Origin of the sequence: Pseudoalteromonas aliena, from assembly GCF_038155085.1 — a bacterium.
Classification (GTDB): domain Bacteria; phylum Pseudomonadota; class Gammaproteobacteria; order Enterobacterales; family Alteromonadaceae; genus Pseudoalteromonas; species Pseudoalteromonas aliena_A.
This window is the reverse complement of record NZ_JBAKAU010000007.1, coordinates 130,547-155,862: the sequence shown is the minus strand read 5'-3', so window position 1 is coordinate 155,862 and position 25,316 is coordinate 130,547. Positions and strand designations below refer to the sequence as shown.

Genomic DNA, 25,316 nt, shown 5'->3' with positions numbered 1-25,316 from the left:
CAACATTAAAAAAGGAGCTAACTAAATGCAACAAAAACTTGATCGTAGCACTGTTATTATTTATTCAAGTGCACGCAAAAATGGTAATACACAGGCGCACGTTAACGGATTTGCAGAGCAAAATAATGTGCGGGTAATATGCTTAGATGATTATAAAATAGCGCCATACTGCTACAGTAAAAACTATAAAAACGATGACTTTTACGCAGTATTTGAAGCACTTTTAACGTATGACCATTGGGTGTTTGCTTCACCCGTTTATTGGTATAGCACCACAGTACAAATGAAATTGTTTATCGATAGAATAACCGATTACATGGACGATGAAGTATTAAAGCCAAAGTTACGAATTCTACGCAGTAAGCATTTTTCGGTGCTTTCTAATGCCTCATCAAGTGAAGCCCCCGCCTGTTTTGTAGAGCAGTTTAAAAATACGTTTAGTTATTTAGGTATGCAGTTTATTAACCACAGCCATAAAAGTACCCAAAAGGTTGCTTAAATTGCAGCCTTTTTTGGTTGTCTCTGGTAGTTTAGTAATAAGCTTAAAAACACAGGATTGTTTTATGAAATATTTACTATTGTTAGTGCTGCTTATTAGCCCTTTAATATATGCAACAGAGCAACCAATTAAGGGGTATGGTAATTATTACAGTGTACCTGAGCATGATGAAATTAATGATGCTACGGTATTTAAAATAGCGTTTGATGTTGGTGATGGCGCTGAAAAGGGCAAAAAAAACAATTCAATGAACTCACTTGCACGCTTTATTAATATGCATGTTGCGCACGGTGTAAAACCAAAAAAAATTCAGTTAGCGTTGGTGGTACATGGAAGTGCTAGCGTTGATGTATTGGCTAATAGTGAATATAAACAGCGCTTTAATATTGATAATAAAAATCAAAATTTAATTAAGCAACTCCTTAACAGTAACACTATGGTGTATGTATGTGGGCAGTCAGCTACGCATTTTAAAGTAGCGCCCGAACAACTAATTAAAGGTGTGAAAATGTCACTTTCGGCGATGACAGCGCATGCCCAGCTGCAACAGCAGGGTTATACACTCAATCCATTTTAATGACTCATATGACAAAAAATATACTTTGCTTTGGTGACTCTAATACCTGGGGACTAAACCCGACAACGGGTAAACGTTTTGATGAAAATACTCGCTGGACATCACTGTTAAATAAAAAACTAGGGGTTGGTTTTAATGTAATAGAGGCTGGGCAGCCAAATCGTACTTTGGTACATAATCCGCCGTTTGACGGTGTGCTTAGTGGTATTAGTTATTTAAAGCCTTATTTAGATAAGCATGAGCTTGATTTTATTATTATTGTTCTTGGTACAAACGATCTTAAAAAGCGCTTTAATTTAACACCTAGTTCAATAGCAGATGGATTGAATAATTTGATTAGTTTAACCCATTCTCATTATGAGCAAAGTAATACTTTAAAAGCCCCTAAAATTATAATTGTTAGTCCACCTAAAATAAGAATTACCGAACAGTATTCATGTATTTATGAAGGCGCAGATATAAAATCTGTAATTCTTGGAAATATATTTAAACACGTTGCTGTTAATAACAAGTGTGAGTTCATTGACTTAAGTACAATTAACCTATGTGATGGGGATGGTATCCATTTTGGACCAAATGAGCATTTAGCAATAAGCTGTAAAATAGCTACAGTTATTTACGACTTATTTGATAATTAGTAAATACATCCATTTGAATTTAATGTGGAGTATGCAATCAATTTAGATTGAGTGCGAAATACCAATTAACAACCTCAGGACACTATGAGAAAGTACCAAAGAAAATCTATAATAGCTGTTTTAAGCGGTGGATTCGTTTTTGTAGCTGGTTGTCTTATTTTACTGTATTTTGCAGCGCAGCAACTAACTACGCAAATTAACGCTGACACTAAACATATTATTGAACATGTTGACTCCGCAGTTTCAGAGCGTCGTAGTATTCTCTCCCCACTCAATAAGCTTGCTTTTAAACAATGTGATGAAACCACACTACTTGAAATGAGGCGTGCTTTATTTGATTCAAACTATGTGATTGATATCGGCTTTTTTATTGGTGATCAGTTAGTATGTACAACTGGCGCTGGCATACTAAGCAAGGCTATAAATGACCGAGAGCCTGACTATATTCGTAAAGATGAAAATGTGCGTGTGCGTTTTGAGCCGCAGTTATATTTATTATTATTTACTGGTCGTCCTATGGAGGTGGTGATAGCTCGCCAAGGAAGCTTTAACTTAATTATGGACTCAAGCGCATTTGATTCTGCAAGTATTGAGTCTCCTAATTGGGAAGTAATATATAAAGATAATGAAAGAACACATCACTTAGCGGGTAAAAAAAGTATTTATAATAAAGTAAGTCATCGCGGTTATTTACCATATGAGACTGGCTTAGCGTGCAGTAACGAAAATGCTAACTATTGTGTTGCGGTAAATTTACCTTGGAGTCAATTTTTTTCTAATAATCATTTTCTATTAATCATTTCTTTAATTTTAAACTGTTTAGCTGGCGTTTCGAGTGCGTTAATGGTTAATGCAAGAATCGCTGCTCGTCGCTCTATTAATCAGCGTATTCGTAAGGGACTTAAAAAGAGATCATTTTACTGGACTTACCAGCCCATAATTTGTTTGCAAAGTGGCAAGCTAATTGGCTGTGAGGTGCTTGCGCGTTTTGAAGATAAGTACGGAGCTTTATTTCCTGATGAGTTTATTCCGGTTATTAGAAAAAACAATTTAACCTGGACTTTTACTGAGGCAATGATAGAAACTACAATAAAAGAGTTGTCCTCTATAGAGATATTACCGGAAGGCTTCAAAGTTTCACTTAATATATTTCCGTGTGATGTAGAGCTGGGTAACGTGTCACTGCTGCCGCAGATTACAGAGCTTATCAACTCACGCTTTATTATTTGTTTAGAGATAACTGAAGACGAATACCTTGATACAAGCATTGCTCATACTCATTTTAGGACCTTAGTTGAATCGGGATTTAACTTATCATTAGATGACTTTGGTACGGGTTATTCGAACCTAAGAAACTTACAAAATTTGAGCTTTCATCAACTTAAAATTGACCGTACGTTTGTTCAAGATATAGCAACTGAGGGTTTAAAAGCCTCTATGATTCCTAATATTATGGAGCTTGTGCATAAGTTTAATTATACCTGTGTAGCTGAAGGCATTGAAACCTCAGAACAAGAAGCAATTTTAAAAACAACGGGTGTACATTATGGACAAGGTTGGAAGTATGGCAAGCCAATGATAGCGTCTAAATTTGAAAATTATATAACCAGTCAGCATTTTTAGATCTCAGCTGCCATACTAAACGTATAGTATTAAATTTAAAAATATTAGGTTCATTATGATCAAGTTAACATTAAGTGCTTTTGCAATTTTACTACTTAGCGCATGTACAACACAGTACCCAAATCAGCAATTAACAGGTAAGCAGTTTCCAAGTATTAGCGGTGAAAGCTTAGATCAAAGTATGGTAACTATACCTAATGATTTTAAAGCAGATAAAACACTACTGCTCATTGGGTACAAGCAAGACAGCCAGTTTGATATAGACCGTTGGTTAATTGGTTTAGATATGGCGGGCATAACGCTCCCTACATACGAACTACCAACCATTGCCGGCATGGCACCACGTATGTTTAGCACATTTATAGACAGCGGTATGCGCAAAGGCATCCCTAAAGAATTATGGGGTGGGGTAATCACTATTTACAGAGATGGCGAAACAGTTCAAAAATTTACAGGCAACCAAAGCCCGAATAACTCACGCGTGATACTTATAAATAGCAGCGGCGAAATTTTATATTTTTATGATCGAGGGTTTTCTGTTGATGCGCTAAACAAGCTAAAAGCAACGTTAGAATAATTAACCCTAAAGGTTAATTTACACTAATGTATATTTAAGGCTTTAAGAATTACTTAATTACTAATCCAGTCCGTTATTCATTTAATTGCACAAGATGCGAGTAACAATACAATTGCTGATAAGCTCAACATTAGCGACCACACTGTAAAAACACATCTATACAGTGTGTTTAAAAAAACTAGCTCACGCAACTCAGTGGAGCTTGCTAATTGGTACAGCGCTATATATTGGTTTTGCTGCTAACAGGGAAATAGTTTTTTGAATAAATTTCACTACTCCTAAACTGACCTCAAGCCCAGCAGTGCTGGGCTTTTTTTATTTTACTGAATTACAACTAGGCTTTTTTATACGGGTGGGTTTTAAGCCAGTGCTCAGCTATTTGCTCGCGGGTGGCAAACCAAACTTGCTCATGCGAGCTGGCATATTCAAAAAACCTTGCTAATGCTTTTATTCTTCCTGGTCTGCCAATTAAGCGACAATGTAAACCTATCGACATCATTTTAGGGGCGTTTTCACCTTGTGGATCGCCTTCTTCATAAAGCGTATCAAAGGCATCTTTCAAATAATTATAAAACTGATCGCCGGCGTTAAAACCTTGCACAGCTGCAAAGCGCATATCGTTTACATCAAGTGTATAAGGCACTATTAACTGTGGTTTACCTTCTTTGATACTGTAAAAGGGTAAATCGTCGCTGTAATCGTCGGCATCATATAAAAATGTGCCATTTTCTACCACAAGGGCAGCAGTATTTGGGCTTGTGCGCCCGGTGTACCAGCCTTTGGGCTTTTTACCAGTAAGTGTTTGAATGATCTCAATGGCCTTTTGCATGTGCTCGCGCTCGGTTTGTTTATCTATATTTTGATAATTAATCCAGCGCAGGCCATGGCTTGCAATTTCGTGCCCTGCATCAACAAAGGCTTTAGCAACATCGGGGTGGCGCTCAAGAGCCATCGCCACGGCAAAAATGGTGACCGGTATATCGTATTTTTTAAAGAGTTTAAGTAAACGCCATACACCTGCTCGCGAGCCATATTCGTAAATAGACTCCATGCTTATATGGCGGTCTTCAACATGTGGGGCGCTAACTATTTCTGATAAAAATGTTTCAGCGGCGGCATCGCCATGTAATACACAGTTTTCGCCGCCTTCTTCGTAATTTAATACCACTTGCACAGCAATGCGGGCTTTATTGGGCCAATTTGCATGGGGCACCTGTGAGCCATAACCGACTAAATCGCGCGGGTAGTGTTTAAATTGCTCGCTCATGTTATTGCTCCTTTTTAAGCGCTGTGAGCCAAGAGCCTAGCGTTTCGCGCTCTGCATCAGTCATTTTGGTCATATTTGCCAATGGCATGTCTTTGGTTATAACCGCGCGGGTATGAATAAGCGTGCTGGCTTTTTTTACATCATTAATAGAGTCGAGCTTAAAGCCAAGCGGCGCTGTTTGAAAAAGCTCAGAGGTAGGTGTTTCACTGTGGCACTGTGTACAGTGCTTGCTGATTATATCCCACGCTTGAGTGTCGGTAATGCTTGCTTGTAAAGGTGCGTTTTCGCCTGCATTTGTTGGGCTGCTAGGCCACGGAGCTATAGCCAGCATTAGGGCAAAAAAGGCGGCAATACCACTTATAAGTACCGAAGGTTTATTAATACCTTGGTGCTTTAAGTTAAAGTAATGGCGTATCCACATGCCAATACCAAATAACGCAATTAAGATAAGCCAGCCAAAGTTGTGGCTGTAGGTGTAAGGAAAGTGGTTGCTCAGCATAATAAATACCACTGGTAACGTGGCGTAGTTATTATGAATAGAGCACAGCTTTGCTTTTAAACCCGGTGCTGAATCAGGAATACGGCCAGCTTCTACTTCGCTTACCATGTAGCGTTGCCCTGGCATAATAATGTGGTACACATTGCCAACCATACACGTACCAATAAGCGCACCTACATGAATATACACAGCGCGGTCACTAAATAGCAGGTCAACCCCGTAAGTCCAAAGGGCCAATATGCCAATAACCACAGCAATAAACGCTTTACCGTTTTCAACGAGCGGGGTTTTGCACAATAATCGATAAACACCATACCCTAAGCCAATAAAGCCAAGCGATGCGCCAATAGCGGCAAATTTACTTAGCTCACTTTTACTGTTATCGATTAGGTAAACATCGGCGCCAACATAATAAAGTAGGCTAAATAATAAAATACCGGTGATCCACGTTGTGTAGGCTTCCCATTTAAACCAGTGCAAGGTATGCGGCATCTCTTCAGGGCCATTTTGATACTTAGCCACTTCGTAAAAGCCACCGCCGTGCACGGCCCATAAATCGCCTTTTATGCCTTTGTCTTGTTTCCATTGTGGCGGGGTTTGTAAGTTATTATCAAGCCACGCAAAATAAAACGACGCCCCAATCCACGCAATGCCTGCAATTACATGAAAATAACGCAGGACTAAATGAGCAAGCTCAAATAAATAGTTTTCCATTAGGTTAAGCCTCTTCTAATTGCGGTGTGTGGGTTGTTGAAAACTGCTCTTTTGCATCGCGCTTATACACGCTTTTACCCATGATGTAAGTTTGTTCTATGCAGCGGTCATCGCCTAGCATCATCATGGCAAAAAGTTGCTCATGCAGGGTTTTTGCATGGCCAATTCTAAATTTTAAAAATGAGGTGGCTGCATAGTCCATTACTATAAAGTCGGCTTCACAGCCAATAGCAAAGTTACCTATAGTGCCTTCTAAATCAAGCGCCCGTGCACCGCCTAAAGTAGCGAGATACATGCCTTTAAATGCTGAAAACTTTTGACCTTGTAATTGCTGGATTTTGTAACCTTCGTTACCTGTTTGTAGCATAGAAAAACTTGTGCCTGCGCCCACATCGGTACCCATACCCACGTTTATTCCATGCTCTTCACATCTCTTTAAATTTAATAAGCCAGAGCCTAAAAATAAGTTAGAGGTAGGGCAGTGCGATATGGCCGCGCCCTGATCTGCAAGGCAGCAAAGCTCACGTTCAGATAAATGAATACTATGGGCAAATACCGAGCGTTTACGCACCATTTTAGCTTGCTCGTAAACGCCAAGGTAATCTTCTGCTTCTGGGAATAATCCTTTTACCCATTCGCACTCGTCTTTGTTTTCAGATAAGTGTGTATGCAGGTAGGTGTCGGGGTATTCTTCTAATAATTGAGTACATTTTTGTAGTTGTTCAGGGGTTGATGTGGGCGCAAAACGTGGCGTTACTGCATAGCTTAACCTATCAACATTGTGCCATTTTTCTATCAGTGCTTTTGATTGATCGTAACTGGTTTGCGCGCAATCTGATAAGTCATTTGGGCAGTTTCTGTCCATCATCACCTTACCGGCAATCATGCGTAAATTACGTTTTTGTGATTCGTTAAAAAATGCATCCACCGATTGCGGGTGCACAGTACCAAATACCAACGCGGTAGTGGTGCCGTTTCTAAGTAGCTCATCTAAAAAGCGGTTAGATATGTCTTTTGAATAATGCTCACAGGTAAACTTTTTTTCGGTTGGAAAGGCGTATTCGGTAAGCCAGCTTAAAAGCTGCTCACCATACGCGCCGACCATTTCGGTTTGCGGCAAGTGTATGTGCGTGTCTATCATGCCGGGCATAACCAATTTGCCATCGTGGCGAATAATAGCGGCTGATTTATCTAAGCTTGGCAGTATGTCTAGCTCGTAACCAAGCTTAACGATTTTGCCGTTTTGAATAACTAACGCGCCTTTTTCAAAATAGCGATGGGCGCTTTCGCCTGCTATGGCGGGGTCGTCAACAAAATCGAGTATGTTGGCACAAATTACGGTTATTTTATTATTATTTTGCGCGCTCATTGTTAGCTGCCTCTGTACGTTGAGTAGCCAAATGGGCTAAGTAATAACGGAATGTGGTGATGCTTTTTGTCTTGCAATCTAAAGGTTATTTGCGCTTCTGGGTAAAACGCTGGGGCAGGCTGGTTTTCATAGTAACTATCTAAATCAAATACTAGCTTATAGGTGGCAAATTCTACGTCTGTATTTAGCCAGTCGGTAATACGCCCGTCGCTATTTGTTTTACCTTGGGCAATTAATTCCCACTTGTTATTAGTGTATACAAACAATTGTACAGCTACATTTTCAGCCGGTTTGCCTGTGCTGGTATCGAGTATATGGGTAGTAATAGGGCTTTTGTTCATACTTTTATTCATATCAGGGACTCCAATCTTATTTTTGTTATTTTGGCTTGTTCGCCTGCAGCTATATTAAGCTCTGTGCTTCGGGCGTTGTGTATACGCTGCTCAATAAGTTCAAGCATTTGCTCAGCACTTTTACCGCTGGCACACACAATAAATATAAAGCCAAATTTACTGAGGTATTCTTTATTTAGCGCAATCATTTTTTTTAGGGTTTGCTCGTTTGCTTTGCTCATTCCTGATTGTTCGTGCCCCGCTTTTTGCGCTGTAGCGGCGTACTTTTTACTTAATGTTGATAAATCGCCAATTTGCGGGTGGCCTTCAAAAGCGGCTAAATAATCGCTCTCACCTAGGCTATCCCATACGCTTTGAGCGCTCTGAAATAGATGCTCTTTATTTTCAAATGGCATGGTATTTAGCATACCGCTTACCCATTTAGGGGCGGCGCAGCAATGCTCTAATGCCTGATGCGCTTGCGCTTCATTTAGGTTATTAATTTTTAAGCTACTCATGCATTTACTTCCTCTTGCGTGGTGTTAATTAGGGCATTTTTAAGTGCTCGCCATTGCACACCTTGGCGTTTAGGCGCATGGGTTTGCATAGCCTGATAAAGGCCAATTAACTGCCCACTAATTGATATTGCCACTTCCATAGGGAGCTTGCCCATTACATTTTCAAGCCCGACAGGGCAGACCATTTGCTTTATTTGCTCGGTGGTAAAATCGCGATGAGCTAAGCGCTGCTTAAAGCGTTTTGCTTTGGTATCTGAGCCAATAACGCCAAGCCAATTGGCATCAGCACGTTTAATAATGGCTTGTGTAAGTGCAAAGTCGAGCTGGTGGTTATGGGTGAGTATTAAGTAATTATTAGCTTTGGGCGCGCGTTTAACTTGCTCTGTTGGCTCTTCATCAACCACTTTTACTACGTTATTAGGAATGTTCTGTGGGAATACATCGGCGCGGCTATCTATCCAACGTATACGCATAGGCAGCTGTGCCAATATACCAATAAGCGCTTGTGCTACATGGCCTGCGCCATAAATATCAAGCGTAAAGCGCTCGCATTGCATGCACTCAAGCATCACGGTGGCAGCCCCGCCGCAGCACTGGCCTAAATTTGCGCCTAGGTTAAATTGCTCTATCACTTGCGCGGCCTCACCTTTGGCAAGTAGCTCGCGGGCTTTTTCTATTACTACGTATTCAAGGTGACCACCGCCAAGGGTGTCGTAAATATGTTCGCCACTTATTACCATTTTAGAGCCTGTGCCCCGTGGCGTTGAGCCATTAGTTCCCAGCACAGTGGCAATAACATAGTTAGTGCCGTTTTGTTCGTGCTCGTTTATAGCTTGCGCCCAATTTTGAGTATGAAAACCCTGAAACGACTCATTTAAATTAGCCATGTTGATGCTCCTTAAACCAGCTAGCGGTTTGCTCAATTGCATTTAATACACGCTCAGGAGTAGCAGGCGTATCAAGTGGGGCGGTGTATTTGTAATCGGCCACACTGCTTATGGCATTACGAATAGCACTCCATACACTAAAGGCCAGCATAAACGGCGGCTCGCCAACCGCTTTTGATCTAAATACGGTGGTTTCTGGATTGGCCGAGTTATATAAATTGACGTTAAATTCGGCAGGGGTATCGCCAATAGCCGGAATTTTATAATTAGCGGGGCCAAAGCTTGCAAGCTGGCCTTTATCATTCCATTGTAAGTCTTCGGTGGTAAGCCAGCCCATACCTTGCACAAAGGCACCTTCAATTTGCCCAATATCAAGTGCTGGGTTAATTGAACTGCCCACATCGTGCAGTATATCCACGCGGGTTACGGTGTTTTCACCTGTCAGCGTATCGATTTCTACTTCACTGAGCGCTACGCCGTGTGCGTAGTAAAAAAATGGGCGGCCTTCGCCTTTGGCTCTATCGTAATGAATTTTAGGCGTGGCGTAATAACCCGTTGATGAAAGCGATATACGATTCATGTAGGCAAGGTTTGCAAGTTCGCTAAAGCTAATTTCGCCTTTACTAAAGGTAATGAGATTATTTTTAAATACAATATTTTGGCTGTCTACTTCAAAGTGCTCGGTAATAAAATCAATTAAGCGCTCTTTTATTGTGTTTACTGCATTTAGCGCCGCCATACCGTTTAAGTCGGTACCGCTTGAAGCCGCTGTTGGCGAGGTGTTTGGTACTTTGTCGGTACGGGTCGCGCTTATGCTTACTGCGTCAAAATCAACGCCAAAGCCATGGGCTACAATTTGCGCTATTTTAGTGTTTAAGCCTTGGCCCATTTCGGTGCCGCCATGGTTTAAATGAATTGAACCATCACTATAAACATGCACTAACGCACCTGCTTGGTTTAAGTGCTGTACCGTAAACGATATACCGTATTTAACCGGCGTCATCGCAAGGCCTTTTTTTATAATAGGGGATGATGCATTAAAGGCTTTAATCGCCTCTTTTCGTGCCCAGTAATCACCCGACTCCTCAAGCTGGCTTATCATATCTTTTAAAATATGCTGCTCTACTGTTTGATGATACGGGGTGGTGTCGCGGCCTTTTTTGTATAAATTAAGTTTTCGGATCTCAAGCGGATCTTTACCTAACTTAGCGGCTATGTCGTCCATTATTAGCTCGCCCATGATCATGCCTTGCGGGCCACCAAATCCCCTAAACGCGGTGTGACTTACGGTATTAACTTTACAGCGATTCCCTTTAATGGTGGCAGCTGGGTAGTAATAAGCGTTATCTGCATGAAACATTGCGCGGTCTACAATGGCATCAGATAAATCAGGCGAATAACCACAAAATCCATTTACGGTTACATCAGCGCCTTCAATTAGGCCATTTTCGTCAAACCCTACATGGTATTGGTTATAAAATGGGTGGCGTTTACCGGTAAGTTTAAAGTCGTCGCTGCGGGCTAGGCGCATTTTCACTGCACTGCCAAGGTAATAAACCGCAAGCGCTGCAAGGCAAGCCCACGGTGCGCCTTGGGTTTCTTTACCACCAAAGGCTCCGCCCATGCGGCGGGTTTCTACGTTTACAAAATTAAATGGCTTTTTTAAAATTTTGGCAACTAAGTGCTGCACCTCTGTTGGGTGCTGCGTAGAACATTGCACATGAATCCCGCCGTCGTTATCGGGCTGAGCGAGAGCTATTTGTCCCTCAAGGTAAAAATGTTCTTGCCCGCCTATGTGTATTTCACCTTTAAGCTGGTGGGCTGCATTGTTGATGGCTTGCTCGCTATTACCACGGTTGAGTGAATGTGGCGGCCTTACCCAATGTTCTTTTTTTATTGCTTCTTTAATATCAAGTATGGGAGTGGTTTGCTCGCACTCTATAACCACTAAGCGAGCAGCGCGGCGCGCAATTTCATAGCTGTCGGCAACAACTACCAGTACCGGTTGCCCGTGGTATTGAATTTCATGACTAGTGAGTAATACATCACCAGGAAATACCGGGCCAATATCTAATTTACCCGGTACATCTTCGGCCGTTAAAATACGTTTAACACCTGCAACTTCAAGTGCTTTACTTGTATCAATTGATTTAATAAAGCCGCTGGTAATTGGTGCAAGTACAGGGTAGGCGTGTAAGCAGCCATGAGGCTCTGGGTTATCGTCGGCGTAGTTTGCATTGCCACATACTTGTTTTATTGCACTTTCGTGGTATTTAGATTGGCCAACGCTTCCGCCTTGGGCTTTTAGTTTATCCATTTCAAAGTGACGCATGTGAGATCCTCGTAATGGCAATGTTGTTATGATTTTTATTGCTGCTTGGCTGTGCACCGCAAAACTCAATACCAATACGCTGTAGCAAGTTTTTGCTTACCGTAGTGCGGTAATGCGCGCTGCTGCGTACATCACTCATAGGGGCAAAGTCATCATTTATAGCATTAGCGGCATCTACAAAAGTGCTTACTTCTAATGGCTGAGTTTTGAGTTTTTGCTCTATGTGCGCGGCGCGTTTGGGTATTGCAGCCATACCGCCCATGGCGCAGCGGGCATTGCTAATTACGCCTTGTGTTTGCTCAATAGCCAGTACTAAACACACAGTAGATATATCATCTTCAAAGCGTTTTGAAATTTTATGACACGCAAGCTTTAACGAGTCTGGGCGCTTTGGCACTGTGATTTTGCTAATTACTTCATCGCGTTTAATTACTGTTTTTTTGTAATCAACAAAGTAGTCGGCCACGTTTATAGTGCGAGTGCCTGCTGCGCTTAATAAATCTAGAGTGGCATTAAGTGCAATTAATAATGGGGCTGGATCGCCAATAGGAGAGGCATTTCCTATGCTGCCACCTAAGGTGCCACTGTTACGTACTTGGTTAGAGCCAAGGCGTTCAAACAGCTCCTTAGACTCTGGGTAGTAATCGTAAAAAGCATCTACAAACTGGCTGTAAGGGAGTGCCGCACCAATATGTAGCTCGCCGTTGTTATCGCTTATTGTGCACAGCTCTTTAGCTTGGCTGAGGGATATTATTACATCGGGCAATAGCATATTTTGGCTAAGCTCAATGGCAAAGTCGGTGCCACCAGCAACCAAGTGTGCATGGGGATATAGTGCTTTTAGTTCAACAAGCTGCTTAGCATTTTGTGGCAAGTAGAATTTGCGAGGACCATTTTTTAAAAATGGAACATCGTCATCATATTGCGTATTAAGTGAGGCTTTAAACTGAGCCGCTAGGGCTGAGTAAGGCTCATTTTTGCGCTCATAGCTGTAGGCTTTTTCTACCGCGAGTAAAATAGGGCTGTAGCCAGTACAACGGCACAAGTTGCCACCTAAAGCATGAATAGCGGCTTTTTTACCTGGGTAACTCGGGTTATTAATATAAAGCGCCAACATGCTCATTATTATACCTGGGGTACAAAAACCGCATTGCGAACCATGGCACTCTACTAACGCGCGCTGCACTGGGTGTAAGTCTTCAAGAGTTGGGTAAAGCCCAGCAGTTACAGCCTCTACGGTTACTATATGCTTTGCGTGTGCATTGCCTAATAAAAGCAAGCAGCTGTTCATGGTTTGGTAGTGCCAAACAGCGTTACCGTTTGAATTTGTTTTTTCTTCGCCGACTAAAATTGTGCACGCGCCGCAATCGCCTGTAGCACACCCTTCTTTGGTGCCTACTTTCCCTTTTTTGGTGCGTAGCCAGTCCAAAATGGTGAGACTTGGCGAGCATTCTTCTACTTCTATTGGCGTGTCATTTAATAAAAACTGAATCACACAGACCCCCTTATTTTTTATAAAGCCATGATGTGTACAGGCTTGGCGTATGTTTTTTCTTTTTGTTTGCGCACGGGTAAGAAAAATACTTTTCATCTTTGGTTAGTGTATTGCAGTTACCATGCCATTGTTGACCGCTTGGTCAGCAAGTGGTTTTGGACAGCTGAATTATCAAGGCGTAGGTAATAACGACGTAGCCTTAAAAAATAAAGCACAGTGAAGTTAATGTTCTTAATATTTAAATCTAAAGGGGAAAATAGATCTGGTAAAAGCACATCAATAAAAATACTTTAATAGCGTGGTTAAACCTGACCAAGAGGACATGTTTTTAAATGGTTGTATAATACCAATTAGCAACGAAAAATTAGGGTGGATGTCAGCGTTACTTTTTATGTCATTCTGCAAGTTGGATAAGTATTACCTTAATAATCTTTGAGCCAATTTTTGTAGGTTATCTTACTTATTTTTAGTGGATAAATAGCGCTATCTTAATTTATGGGCCTACTTATAAACAACGTGTAAAAAATACCTACTTTTAAAATAATTACCTTCTCAAATATTACCTTTCATAAAACCTAACCTCAAACTGCATTCAGTGTAAATTACACAGTTGTTTTTAAATGTATTTTTTAAAGTTAATTCAACCTTTGAGGGATGTTTTTTGGCACGTAAGTTGATACAACTCCTAATAAACTTTAAAAAGGAATTACCATGACTGCTGAATACTTTATGGTACTAGGGTTACTCGGTGTTGCATTTTTTGCTGTTGCAGGGGCATTGCTTGGGTATGAAAAAAACATTAGTGGCTTTGGCGTCGTAGTGGTTGCAACTGTTACAGCATTAGGGGGCGGTACCCTCAGAGATATACTTTTAAACAAACCGGTATTTTGGATTGCTACCCCACAGTATTTATATTCAACCTATGGGGCCGTTATAGCAACAATTGCATTTATTCGATATTTACCGCGCGTTAATAATTACTACTTTTTGTTGGTAGACGCTGTGGGTATGGCGCTATTTAATATTATGGGGATAGAAAAAGCACTCATTAATGGCTCTGGCATGGTGGTCGCAATTACCATGGGAGTAACTACGGGGATTTTTGGTGGTTTAATACGTGACGTAATTTGCCGTGAGGTGCCAACTGTTATGCGCAGCGAACCATACGCCTCTGCGTGTTTAGCGGGTGGCGCAGTTTATGCTGCTTTATTTAGCCTTAATGTAGATTACATTTGGTGTATTTTAGGCTCATTTTTCACGACTATCTTTTTAAGATTAGGCTCTTTGCATTGGGGTTGGCATTTAACTATTTTCAGAAAAAAAGACTTCAGAGATCAAAGCGACTAATTTTAGCTACGAATAGCCCGCATTTGCATGCGGTACTCGTAATTATCCTCACCCGTTATAGTAAAACCCAGCCGCTTGTAAAGCCCTAATGCTGGGTTGTTTTTAAGTACTGTGAGTTTAATAGGTTTTGACTGCGCACTTGTAATAACTTGTTCAATAACCGCTTTCCCATGCCCTTTATTTTGGTGTAATGGATGTATTTGCAATTGCATTATTTCAACGTGTTGGGCGTGTGTTTTGTATTTTAAAGTACCAATTGGTACCTCATTTATAACTATAAGATGGGAGCAGTCATATTGATCATCAAGCCTTAAAACATGCTGTTGATCTGTTAAAAATAACCCGGCATTTTCTAAGTGTTCAACCATAGTCAGTTTTCTGATGTTTAATAAGTAGTCTCGGTCTGAATATGCTGCCTTTATGAATTTAAAAACCATAGTGCTCCCTTGCAACAGCCTTAATGTTTATATTTGTAGAACGAACCAAAATAAGTGCGCAGTATTAAATGTGTAAGCCAAGCTAACAAAGGCAATACTACCAATACCCAAGTGCCTTCCACCAAAGACCGCCAATAATACCCCACACACTTAAATTAATAATGCTCATAATAAGCCCCATTACCCACCAATTTTTTAAAGAAACATAACCTGATCCAAATACTATGGGGGAAGTACCGGTAGCATAATGGGTTAACGACATCATCAAAGATGAAGCGCCCGCTAATAGCAAACCAAGAAACAGGGGAGGTGCGCCAAGTGCTATACCTGCAGCGTAAAAAGCAGCAAACATAGCTGTGATGTGTGCAGTCGTACTGGCAAAAAAGTAATGAGCGTAAAAATACACTGCAACCAGTATTATGGCCGATATAATCCAATCGAAACCGAGCTGCGCAATATTGCTCTCAACTAGGCTTGAAAACCATGTAACTAAACCTAATTTATTTAAAAATGTTGCCATCATTACCAGCGCTGAAAACCACACTACCGTATCCCAAGCAGACTTTTCTTTAAGCACATCGTCCCAACTTAATACTCCGGTAATTAATAAAACCGAGAGCCCTAAAAAGGCCACTGCGGTTGTGTTAACTGCATAATCAGCACCTAAAATCATAGCGGGAACACCGGCCCATAAAGTAAGTAGCATGGCAAACACACCCACCATTACTTTTTCGCCGTAACTCATAGGTCCCATTTCAGACAGCTTAGATTCTGCGTAGGTTTTTGCATCAGGCGTACTTTTAACCTCAGGAGGGTAAATGGCATATACAACCAAAGGCACCAGTGCAATACATAGCAAACCAGGTAAAAGTGCAGCAAGCGCCCACGTACCCCATGTAATACTAATGTTAGCGCCTGTGGCGTCTGCAATCAGTTTTACAATTAGTGGGTTTGGCGCAGTTGCCGTAATAAACATAGCAGAGGTAATAGGGTTTATGTGGTAACTCACAAGTGCGAGGTAGTGGCCTATTTTACGAGATGTGCCTTGCTCTGGTGATGACCCAAAGCTTGTTGCAATAGACTTCATAATTGGGTGGATAATAGCACCACCTCGAGCAGTATTACTTGGTGTTACAGGGGCAATAACCAACTCAGAAAGAGCCAATGCATACCCAATCCCTATTGTTTTTTTGCCAAATAACGAAATAAAATTATAGCCAATACGGTTACCTAAACCGGTTTTAGCCAATCCACGAGAAATTATAATAGCAATACCAATTAACCAAATCAGCGAGTTAGAAAAGCCACTCAATGCATCTTTAACAGCGCCCGAAGGACTGCTATTAGTCACTCCCGTTAATGCAACAGAAGTAATAGCTAAAATAGCAATGGCGCCGATAGGCATTGCTTTACCAATAATGGCAACTACAGTACCAATAAATAAAGCGAGCAAATGCCATGCGTTTTCGGTAACACCTTGCGGGGGCGGTACAGCAAACCAAAGTAGTAAAACAATGGCTATAGAAATCAGTCCAGAGGTAACTCGAATATCAGTACCCTTCATTAAAAATGTCCCTAAGTTTTAGAAATGCATGCATTCTGTGTATTGAAAAGGCGACGTTATTCTACTTCATTTTATAATAAAAAAAATGACGCACATCATATGAATATTAGACTTATTTAATTTTATTAATAAAGAGGTAATAAATCATAAACTAAAGTGATTGATTACATTACCCGATGAGAGCTTACGTTGTGCTTAATCAACTCTTATATTTTTAAGAGTTAGCTTGAATTGTTTTATCGACTAGCAAGGTCTTTGTAAGTCTTAACGAATACTTGGAAATACAATGAACTTAAAATTAACCAACAACGTGATTACTTTTTTATTAGCGAGTAGCTTTTTGTTACTTGGCTTATCGTTTGCGTTAGGAGCAAACCCTAATACGTTAACGGCTACGTTTAGTTTTTATGGCGTTGATTCGCTAATGTCTGTATCTGCATTAGGTTTGATTAGTGGCTCATTTATGGTTGCTTTAGCGTTTGCCACCGTGCTCGCTCACCTTAAGCTAATGAAACCTACGCCAGCACTTTTACTTGCAGCAATTATAAGTTTAGTAGCATTACTTACCTTGTTTGCCAGTAACCGTTGGATGGCTCAACTTGGCGGCTTTCCAATCATTGGTAGTGGGCAGGGCATAATTAAATACTTTGCTGTAGTGCCTTTGTATTTGTTTTTATTTTATAAAGACAAACTTACCGACAAACAACACGTACTTTTAAACTTTATACCGGTTGCCATGGTTTTATTGTGGATTGGCGGCATGAAGTTTTATGAGTTTGAAGCAAAAGGCATTGTAAGTTTAGTAGAAACCTCACCGTTTATGTCGTGGTTATACACGGTATTTAGCGTACAAGGCGCGTCTAACGTAATTGGCGGGTTTGATGTATTATTTGCCGTGTTATTGGGCTTAGGGTTATTTTTAAATAATAAAAAGCTAATTATTATAAGTGGCTTAGCGTGTTTAAGTGTATTTATGATGACCCAAACATTTTTAATTACCGCAACCGGTGCATTTAGTTCTTCCACTTTATTGGATCGTTTAGGGCAATTTGTAATTAAAGATTTGTGGTATATAGCCAACCTTGTTGTTATTGCTTTTTTAATGTTTTTTAAACCGACTAAATAACATATAAAGAGGACATTATGATCAGTTGCAACCAATACGACTATATCGAAATTGCCTGTATGCACCGTTTAAGTATTGAGCTTATATTAAAAAATGGCGATGGTGTATGTGGCGTAGCAACTGACACAAAACGAAATGCTAATAGAGACGAATGCATAGTTGTTAGCGTAAATAGCGAGTTGCAACTCATTGTGCTCACTACAATTAGTATACTTAAAGCGCGTGAGAAAAAACCATACTTTGACCACGTGAAATTTGGAAAAAGTTAGGATGACACCCATTCTAACTTTCCAGTAACCCCTCAAAAACGCCAATTAAAACAACACCAAACACTTCATTATATGCTGCGTAAAAGCACAGTAATCGATTGAACCAAAATAGGAACTCAGCTATGATTTATTTATCAATAAAAATAAATAAAAAACGAGTTAATTTATAGGCTCGTTAGGCATATACGGGAAGTATCGTGTTAAATTCGAAAATTAATAAACCTTTATTGTTCAGTGCGATTTTTAGTGCGTTTGCCGCATTGGCACATTTAGGTTGTATTATCTTCGGGGGCGATTGGTATCGATTCTTTGGCGCTGGCGAGTAAATGGCGTTGATGGCTGAAGGCGGTGACATATATCCAACGATAGTGACCTCTATAATTGTATTGATTCTGTCTATTTGGTCTCTATATGGGTTTTCCGGAGCCAGAGTATTGCCTAAACTACCCTTGAGCCGTATAGCACTGGTGCTCATTTCATGTATTTATATTTTACGCGGCGTTTCCTTCGTTTTTTTAATGCCCATGTTCCCTGAAAATAGCGTGACATTTTGGGTTGTTAGTTTAACAATTTGTTTCGGTATTGGTATACTATATTTATTGGGTACCTATCAGAGTTGGTCACGACTTAGTGCAAAACATGCTTAACAAACGGCTCAAACCGACCACCAGTGCGTTGCTTATTTTGTGCTGAAAACTAAAAAAAAGGAGTTTAATAATGAAACTATTTAGAATTAAAACTGCGAGTTATATTTCTAAGATAAATATCCCATCCACTTCTTTGTTATTTATAGCCTCTGTAATTCCCGTTACTTTAGTAATTCAGAGGGAGTTTTTTATTGGCTCAATGTTAATGGTAATTGTAGTGGGTGTTTATTTGTCGTTATTAACTGGTAAGGGTTTGTTTAAGTCTAAAAACAAAAGCTAGGGCCGTTAAATAGTAAGCTAAGATTAGTACGTTAGGGTGGCACTCATTCTAACTTTTACGTGGATCGCTAATGATAGCAGTGAGTTAGATTAAAGTCATAAAAATGAATCACGCAAAAAGCTGAGCTATACTGACTGGATGAAAATAAAAATAGATAGTCCGATAGGCGAGAACAATTTTTATTAAGAAATGGTAAACAACTCGGCTTCATTGAGTCTGCTTTCCTTTAAATAAAAAGCAGAATGTTATTATGAATAAAGGGATAAATAAATTAACCTACGAGGTCAAACAAAAGTGAATACCTTTATTTTACGCTGCCGCAACTGTATTGCCTTATTCATAAAATAGAAAAGTTACAAGACACGATGCTTTGAGAAGGGGAAGTCCTTTTAACCTAAAATAAAGCCACTCAAACACCCGAAGTCCCTTCCAAAGCGACAATTAAAACAGTATTAAATATTTCTTTATATACTGCGTAAAAGTACAGTAATCGATTGAACTAAAATAGGAACTCAGCTATGGTTTGTTTATGCATAAAAATAAATAAAAACGAGTTAATCTATAGGCTCGTTGAAATTGTAGAATTACTTTTTTAAGAAAAACAGCCTGTTTTATGGGGTCCAGATGTATTACTAATGCTCTAAAAACGCTTAGAGTTAATTACAGAAACACTCATTATTTAATTGAATTTGGCTATAGGAGTTATTTTACAGCCTCGTTATATTTTCTAGAACTAAGGAGAGGTTATGAATATGAAAAAATATGTTACTTTAATATTTGCTTTTTTATTAACTGCATGTGTTAAACACCCACAGGTTACGGAGTTGGATATTGCTAAAATTGAAGAGTCGATAACCCAGATACCGAATAAATCTGAAGAGCGTGTTCTCGACAAAGATAATATCCCTAATCTCTTACTGGAATTAAACCCAAAAAAAATTGAAGTTAAAAATGGTGAGGTTTTTATTACTCTTCACAGTAGGTTTGGTCAAGAAAGTGGGTTTTTATGGTCTCCTCGACTTGGTAATAGCAATATTAGTTCTTTTACTTCATCAGGTTATATGCCTGAGTACATTCGCGTAAAAGACAATTTATTTACGTTCAGGCGAAGGTAATGAAAACAGAGAATAAGCTAGACAGCCATCTTTATTGTTGGGGGCATAAACACATACGAAAGTTGATTTAATTTCTCAATTAACGAGAATTGTTCAGGGAGTCGGACATAAAGAGAGCGGTATCCTTTTCTAATTCGATGCGTTGGATTTGCTTTTTAAGTTCACGAATTTCAATCTGCTCGGGCGTCATAGGTGACGCTGTGGGTGTCTGGCTATTTCGTTCTTGCTTTAATTGAGTAACCCATTTACTTACTGTTGATTTACCAACACCCATAGCCTGGCTGCATCTTCTTGCGTGTAAGCTTGGTCGACTACTAGGGGCTGTTGATCTTTCAAGGTTAAATTTACAGCAGTCTGTTTGGTATTTAGGCAAGGCAGAGCCTATGTAGTGTGGTTATTCCCCATAAATGGGCGATAACGTAGCATTAATGCCAAACAGGCGCAGCCCAAAGGGTTCTTTCTAGGGGCTATTTACTCTTTGTTGCTCGGTTTTTACTTAGCCCACTAGGTTACAAACCTCGCGCCGCGATTAAATAGCCCCTAGTTTGAACAAATTTTAATCCGCAAAGATCAACAGACCCTAGTTGAGCTGTTTCTAATTTAATTGCCGCAGAATACGTTGCGCGTTTTAATTTCGTCATTTCTTCACCCAAATTTGTATGCTTATTAGCATAACATTTCTTTCTTGATGGGTGGCCAAAATCACTGTATCACTACAATCCATACCTCTTGACGGCTTCGTCCAATAAACGGGGTAGTCTCCGTTTATTTTCACTTAAGTGATATCATTAAACGCACGCAATTTCTCTTAAAACCAATACCCTAAAACAAATTAATTATGGGAGGTCCTGTAGTCAAATAACAATACTTTAGTAAACGCTAGTTCATATTACCTCACGTAATATCCATACAGAACTTTAAGTTAAACATACGTTCGTGCAGCGTTCCCATTTTTATTTGACTCAATTTATTGGACATTCTTTTTATGAAATTAAAGTTATTTATCGCAATTATTTTTAGTACTTCGATGTCGTCTTACGCGACACAACCAGTAGATAAAACTGAGTTTTCATTCGAAGACTTAAAAGCGCTGGCAAAAGCCTCAGCTGAAAAGCCCTATACAGAAACTAAGGTGCCAGCGCCGGAGCTAATCGATAAAATTACGTATGACGAACACTGGAAAATACGCTTTAAAGAAGATGAAACTTTATATCCAAGTGGAAAAAAGGCGCCTGTACAATTATTTTATCCTGGCCGATATTTCCCTGAGCCAGTAAAAATCTACATCAGAGACGATAAAAAGCAAGCACAAGATGTACCATTTAGTAATGAACTGTTTGATATGCCGGCTGACAGCCCAGCACACGACTTGCCTAAAGGGTTTGGATTTGCAGGCTTTAGAATAATGCGACCGGATATGAAGCCTGATTGGATATCTTTTTTAGGCGCATCTTATTTTCGTACTGATGGGCCTGAGGGGCAATATGGACTGTCAGCCCGAGGTATTGCGATTAATACGGGTATGAATCAACCAGAAGAGTTCCCGCGCTTTTCTGCATTTTGGATTGGTCCTGCAGAAAAAAAAGGTGAAAGTTTATCTGTTTGGGCATTGCTTGATGGCCCGTCTATTACAGGTGCCTATCGGTTTGGTTTAGCTAAAGATAACAAAGAAGCCAAAGGGCATATTACTTCTGTAACGGCTAATTTGTATATGCGCGCCGATGTTGAACGCTTAGGTGTCGCGCCTTTAACCAGCATGTATTGGTACTCACAAAAGGATAAAACAGTTGCGAAAGATTGGCGTCCAGAAATTCACGACAGTGACGGACTCGCAATTCACACCGGGTCGGGACAATACATTTGGCGCCCACTAAATAACCCTCAATCTGTATCGACTAATAGCTTTTTTGATGAAAACCCACAAGGGTTTGGCTTAATTCAAAGAGATCGTGATTTTGATAACTACCAAGACGATGGCGTTTTTTATAATAAACGCTCATCTGCATGGATAAAACCTAAAGGAAATTGGGGCAAAGGGGCTGTTCAGTTAATCGAAATTCCTACAAAAGATGAAACGTTCGACAATATTGTTGCCTATTGGGTGCCCGAAAAAGAGGCGCGCAAAGGTGATGAGTTTACCTTTTCTTATGATATTGAATGGCGTCCACTCGATCCAAAATCAAAAAACCTTGCAAGCGTTGTAAATACTCGCCAAGGTTTAGGCGGTATTCCCGGCCAGCCTATTCCTGAAGGCGTTAACAAGATGGTGATTGATTTTGGAGGTCCAGTATTTAAAGGCTTAGATAACAAAAGTGGTATAAAACCTATAGTTGAAGCCAGTAACGGCGAAATACTAGAGCCAATTGGCGCTTACCCTATAGTGGGTACCAACCAATGGCGATTAGCGTTTGACTACAAGCAATCTAACAATAACCCGGTGCACATTCGTGCGTATTTAGTGGATAAAAATGGTGAAGCTATAACCGAAACGTGGGTAAGTGATGCAAAGGTAACTATTAAATAAGACTTTAAATAAGCATTAAAGTAAAACGGGTGGCTATATTTTTATTTTCTGTCAATTATAGCCACCATAATGTCTGCTTAATCGAACGTTGCGAATAAGGGGGAGTTAAAGTGGCTGTTTTAGACTTAATTGTTGAAAATTTCTTTTTGCAATCACTCACACTCTTTCACATAAAGCATAAGCGCGCTGTACATTACACTGAGTGCCTTTGTTACATCGCTTTCTATAACCGCTTCTGCTGGGTGATGGCTTATACCGCCAGGGCTGCGTATAAACAACATGCCAACGGGGCAAATAGGAGCTATGGCCATGGCATCGTGCCCAGCGCCTGAGGCAAGCGAAGGTGAGGCTTGGTTGTTAAGTTTGCATGCGCTAGTAAATAAATGCTGAATTTGAGCATCGCACGCTACGGCATCGGCGGCGTGTGTCCATTGCCAATCAAGCGTTAAATTACGCGATGTTGCAATTTGATCTGCGCGTGTGTGTATTGCATTAAGTAATATGGCTAGGTCGTCATCGTTTTGAGCGCGTGCATCAAGGCTAATGGTGGTTTTACCGGCAATAACGTTTGTAGCGCCTGGGCGTGCTTGAATTTGCCCAACGGTGGCTACTTCGCCATTACTCGCACTTTTTGCTAGTTGCTCTATCGCAAGAGTCAGTTCGGCGCAGCCTGCTAACGAATCCTGACGTAAATTCATAGGGGTTGTGCCTGCGTGGCCGCTTTGACCTGTTAGGGTGATCATCGCGCGTTTAGCACCTGCTATAGCTGTTACTACTCCTAATGCTTGATTTACCGACTCAAGCACAGGGCCTTGCTCTATGTGGGTTTCCCAGTAACCAAGTAACTCGTTTTTGTTAAGTGCGGCCTTTGCGTAGTTTGCAGGGTTTAAACCAAAGTCCAGCATGGCTTGGCGCATGGTTATGCCATTTGTATCTTCTATATTTAACCACTGTGGGTCAAATTCGTTTGCCAGTGCTTTTGAGCCAATTAATGTGGTGGCAAAGCGAGTGCCTTCTTCATCACAAAAACCCACTACATCTAAGTGAAACGGTAAATCAAGCTTTTGCGTGTGCGCAAGAGCGGCTATTTCAATACCGAGTAATACACCTAGAATGCCATCGAATGCGCCGGCATTGGGTACGGTGTCTAGGTGTGAGCCTATAATTAAGCGTTTAGCGTTTGGGTTTGATGATTTTAGCCTGCCCCATACGTTACCAACTTCGTCTTGCCACGATTGCATGCCGGCCTCAGCCATCCACGCGGCGGTAACACTATTACACTCTTTGTGCTCTTTTGATAAATACACGCGGTGAATGCCGCCTTGCATTTGCGATAGGCTACTGAGTGTTTTACAGCGTACTAAGGCGCGCGCGGCAAATGTGTTAGCTAGCTCATTATTTAATAATGGCGCCGGATGGTGGCTTACAATCGTCATGCTAAATCCTTTTTTATTTATAATGGGCAAGGGCGGCCATAGCGGCTTCGCCTTTAGGGCCTTTGTAACCGTTGGCATGCAAGCAGGCATCTAAACTTGCCAAAGTTTGCAGTACGGCATCTTTACGGGCGTTGTAACCCATGGTGCCAATACGCCAAATTTTGCCATGCAGTGGCCCAAACGAAGTGCCAATTTCAATACCAAAGTCGGTTAGCATTTGAGCGCGTACGTGATCGGCATTAATACCCTCGGGAATATACACACCCAGCACGTTGTTCATTTTATTGTTTAAATCGCCAAATACGTTTAAGCCCAGCGCTTGAATACCCGTTAGCATGGCATCGCCATGTAATTTATGACGGGCTACGCAGTTATCTACGCCTTCTTCAATAACAATGCGGGCACATTCTGAGGCGCAGTAAAGCATGCTGGTGGCTTCGGTGTGGTGATTAAGGCGCTCCTCCCCCCAGTAATTCATGATCATGCCTAAATCAAAGTAGTTAGAGCGTACAAATGGCTCACTACCATCTGTATGCTCAGCGGTACGAATACCCGCTTCTACTTTTTTACGTTTTTGTATCCAATCGGCGCATTTGTCGCTCAGTGTTAATGGCGCAGAGCCAGACGGACCGCCTAAACACTTTTGCAAACCCACCGAAAGCGCATCGAGTTTCCACTCATCGGCAGGTAAATCGTTGCCTACAATGGATGCGGTGGCATCGCAGTAAAATAATACATCGTGCTTTTGGCAAATATCACCAATGTATTCAAGAGGTTGGTTCATGGTTGTTGAAGTATCGCCTTGTACCATGGCAAGTACATGGGGTTTTACATCAACAATGGCTTTTTCTATTTGTTCGGGAGTAAATACTTCGCCCCATGGTACTTCTATGGTGTGCACTTTAGCGCCAACGCGCTCGGCTATTTCAGCGAGTAAGTGGCCAAAGCGCCCCATAATTGGCACAAGTACTTTATCGCCTGGGCGTAAAATAGAGCATAAAACGGCTTCTATGCCAGCGCGTGATGTACCATCAACTAACATGGTCCATTCGTTTTTAGTTTTAAAAATTTCGCGATAGCGCGCCATGGTCTCATTCATAAAGCCGGTCATTACTGGGTCGTATTGGCCAATTAGCTGCGCAGACATTGCACGTAACACTCGAGGATCAGCATTGATAGGACCGGGGCCCATAAGTAAGCGCTGTGGTGGATTTAATGTTTGTATTTGTGTTTCGTTGAACATT

Annotated in this window: 23 protein-coding genes and 3 pseudogenes; 13 read left to right on the top strand and 13 right to left on the bottom strand. The window is 40.8% G+C overall.

The window, feature by feature from the left end; all coding sequences use genetic code 11:
* Positions 1 to 25 precede the first annotated feature (25 nt).
* The 6 genes and pseudogenes from V6260_RS09235 to V6260_RS09210 all read left to right on the top strand — a co-directional run.
* Positions 26 to 499 (top strand): flavodoxin family protein, encoded by a 474-nt coding sequence (locus V6260_RS09235; RefSeq protein ID WP_341593796.1) that lies wholly within the window; start codon positions 26 to 28, stop codon positions 497 to 499.
* A gap of 64 nt (positions 500 to 563) precedes the next feature.
* Positions 564 to 1,076, top strand: coding sequence for a DsrE family protein (locus tag V6260_RS09230; RefSeq protein ID WP_341593795.1), 513 nt, complete (start codon positions 564 to 566; stop codon positions 1,074 to 1,076).
* Between the two features lie 8 nt (positions 1,077 to 1,084).
* Positions 1,085 to 1,714, top strand: a complete 630-nt coding sequence (locus V6260_RS09225) for an SGNH/GDSL hydrolase family protein (RefSeq protein WP_341593794.1) — start codon at positions 1,085 to 1,087, stop codon at positions 1,712 to 1,714.
* Between the two features lie 84 nt (positions 1,715 to 1,798).
* A complete protein-coding gene (locus tag V6260_RS09220) occupies positions 1,799 to 3,337 on the top strand; it encodes an EAL domain-containing protein (protein ID WP_341593793.1) in 1,539 nt (512 codons plus the stop codon).
* Positions 3,338 to 3,392: 55 nt separating this feature from the next.
* Entirely contained in the window at positions 3,393 to 3,914 is a 522-nt protein-coding gene (locus V6260_RS09215; RefSeq protein ID WP_341593792.1) for a hypothetical protein, read from the top strand.
* A gap of 66 nt (positions 3,915 to 3,980) precedes the next feature.
* Positions 3,981 to 4,168: pseudogene (locus V6260_RS09210) on the top strand (response regulator transcription factor); the annotation flags it as partial.
* An 80-nt stretch (positions 4,169 to 4,248) separates the two neighbouring features.
* On the opposite strand, the gene puuE reads toward V6260_RS09210, so the two are convergent.
* Genes puuE through xdhA form a run of 8 tightly spaced genes read right to left on the bottom strand, consistent with a single transcriptional unit; the run spans position 4,249 to position 13,327 of the window.
* Entirely contained in the window at positions 4,249 to 5,181 is a 933-nt protein-coding gene (puuE, locus tag V6260_RS09205; protein WP_341593791.1) for an allantoinase PuuE, read from the bottom strand.
* Between the two features lies 1 nt (position 5,182).
* Positions 5,183 to 6,394, bottom strand: coding sequence for a urate hydroxylase PuuD (locus V6260_RS09200; RefSeq protein ID WP_341593790.1), 1,212 nt, complete (start codon positions 6,392 to 6,394; stop codon positions 5,183 to 5,185).
* A gap of 4 nt (positions 6,395 to 6,398) precedes the next feature.
* Entirely contained in the window at positions 6,399 to 7,763 is a 1,365-nt protein-coding gene (gene guaD, locus V6260_RS09195; protein WP_341593789.1) for a guanine deaminase, read from the bottom strand.
* Positions 7,764 to 7,765: 2 nt separating this feature from the next.
* The gene (gene uraH / locus V6260_RS09190; protein WP_341593788.1) at positions 7,766 to 8,116 is read right to left on the bottom strand and encodes a hydroxyisourate hydrolase; all 351 of its coding nucleotides are present in this window, start codon (positions 8,114 to 8,116) and stop codon (positions 7,766 to 7,768) included.
* A complete protein-coding gene (gene uraD, locus V6260_RS09185) occupies positions 8,113 to 8,613 on the bottom strand; it encodes a 2-oxo-4-hydroxy-4-carboxy-5-ureidoimidazoline decarboxylase (RefSeq protein ID WP_341593787.1) in 501 nt (166 codons plus the stop codon). Before uraD ends, uraH begins: the two co-directional genes overlap by 4 nt.
* Positions 8,610 to 9,500 (bottom strand): xanthine dehydrogenase accessory protein XdhC, encoded by an 891-nt coding sequence (gene xdhC, locus V6260_RS09180; protein WP_341593786.1) that lies wholly within the window; start codon positions 9,498 to 9,500, stop codon positions 8,610 to 8,612. The genes uraD and xdhC overlap by 4 nt, the downstream gene beginning before the upstream one ends.
* Complete coding sequence (gene xdhB, locus V6260_RS09175) at positions 9,493 to 11,832, bottom strand: xanthine dehydrogenase molybdopterin binding subunit (protein WP_341593785.1); 2,340 nt, start codon at positions 11,830 to 11,832, stop codon at positions 9,493 to 9,495. Before xdhB ends, xdhC begins: the two co-directional genes overlap by 8 nt.
* A complete protein-coding gene (gene xdhA, locus V6260_RS09170) occupies positions 11,819 to 13,327 on the bottom strand; it encodes a xanthine dehydrogenase small subunit (RefSeq protein ID WP_341593784.1) in 1,509 nt (502 codons plus the stop codon). Before xdhA ends, xdhB begins: the two co-directional genes overlap by 14 nt.
* 711 nt (positions 13,328 to 14,038) lie before the next feature.
* Here xdhA and V6260_RS09165 point away from each other — a divergent pair.
* Entirely contained in the window at positions 14,039 to 14,674 is a 636-nt protein-coding gene (locus tag V6260_RS09165) for a trimeric intracellular cation channel family protein (protein WP_341593783.1), read from the top strand.
* A gap of 2 nt (positions 14,675 to 14,676) precedes the next feature.
* Here V6260_RS09165 and V6260_RS09160 read toward each other — a convergent pair whose 3' ends face one another.
* Together V6260_RS09160 and V6260_RS09155 are read right to left on the bottom strand one after the other, a co-directional pair.
* Positions 14,677 to 15,111, bottom strand: coding sequence for a GNAT family N-acetyltransferase (locus V6260_RS09160; RefSeq protein ID WP_341593782.1), 435 nt, complete (start codon positions 15,109 to 15,111; stop codon positions 14,677 to 14,679).
* Positions 15,112 to 15,208: 97 nt separating this feature from the next.
* Positions 15,209 to 16,675, bottom strand: a complete 1,467-nt coding sequence (locus tag V6260_RS09155; protein ID WP_341593781.1) for a DASS family sodium-coupled anion symporter — start codon at positions 16,673 to 16,675, stop codon at positions 15,209 to 15,211.
* Positions 16,676 to 16,961: 286 nt separating this feature from the next.
* Between V6260_RS09155 and V6260_RS09150 the strand changes: the two genes are divergently transcribed.
* The 5 genes and pseudogenes from V6260_RS09150 to V6260_RS09130 all read left to right on the top strand — a co-directional run bounded on the left by V6260_RS09150 (position 16,962) and on the right by V6260_RS09130 (position 20,112).
* A complete protein-coding gene (locus tag V6260_RS09150; RefSeq protein WP_341593780.1) occupies positions 16,962 to 17,801 on the top strand; it encodes a DUF417 family protein in 840 nt (279 codons plus the stop codon).
* Between the two features lie 17 nt (positions 17,802 to 17,818).
* Complete coding sequence (locus V6260_RS09145) at positions 17,819 to 18,070, top strand: Rho-binding antiterminator (protein WP_341593779.1); 252 nt, start codon at positions 17,819 to 17,821, stop codon at positions 18,068 to 18,070.
* Positions 18,071 to 18,282: 212 nt separating this feature from the next.
* Positions 18,283 to 18,717 (top strand): annotated as a pseudogene (locus tag V6260_RS09140) (hypothetical protein).
* 70 nt (positions 18,718 to 18,787) lie between these two features.
* A complete protein-coding gene (locus V6260_RS09135; RefSeq protein WP_341593778.1) occupies positions 18,788 to 18,997 on the top strand; it encodes a hypothetical protein in 210 nt (69 codons plus the stop codon).
* A gap of 746 nt (positions 18,998 to 19,743) precedes the next feature.
* Positions 19,744 to 20,112 (top strand): hypothetical protein, encoded by a 369-nt coding sequence (locus tag V6260_RS09130; RefSeq protein WP_341593777.1) that lies wholly within the window; start codon positions 19,744 to 19,746, stop codon positions 20,110 to 20,112.
* 68 nt (positions 20,113 to 20,180) lie between these two features.
* Here the strand turns inward: V6260_RS09130 and V6260_RS09125 are convergent.
* Positions 20,181 to 20,448: pseudogene (locus V6260_RS09125) on the bottom strand (transposase); the annotation flags it as partial.
* A 649-nt stretch (positions 20,449 to 21,097) separates the two neighbouring features.
* Here V6260_RS09125 and V6260_RS09120 point away from each other — a divergent pair.
* Positions 21,098 to 22,636, top strand: coding sequence for a glucan biosynthesis protein (locus tag V6260_RS09120; protein ID WP_341593776.1), 1,539 nt, complete (start codon positions 21,098 to 21,100; stop codon positions 22,634 to 22,636).
* Positions 22,637 to 22,788: 152 nt separating this feature from the next.
* Here V6260_RS09120 and V6260_RS09115 read toward each other — a convergent pair whose 3' ends face one another.
* Both V6260_RS09115 and V6260_RS09110 read right to left on the bottom strand, forming a co-directional pair.
* A complete protein-coding gene (locus tag V6260_RS09115) occupies positions 22,789 to 24,072 on the bottom strand; it encodes an allantoate amidohydrolase (RefSeq protein ID WP_341593775.1) in 1,284 nt (427 codons plus the stop codon).
* Between the two features lie 13 nt (positions 24,073 to 24,085).
* Positions 24,086 to 25,315 carry an alanine--glyoxylate aminotransferase family protein gene (locus V6260_RS09110; RefSeq protein ID WP_341593774.1) on the bottom strand — a complete coding sequence of 410 codons (1,230 nt, stop codon included), beginning with the start codon at positions 25,313 to 25,315 and terminating at the stop codon, positions 24,086 to 24,088.
* Position 25,316: the final 1 nt, after the last annotated feature.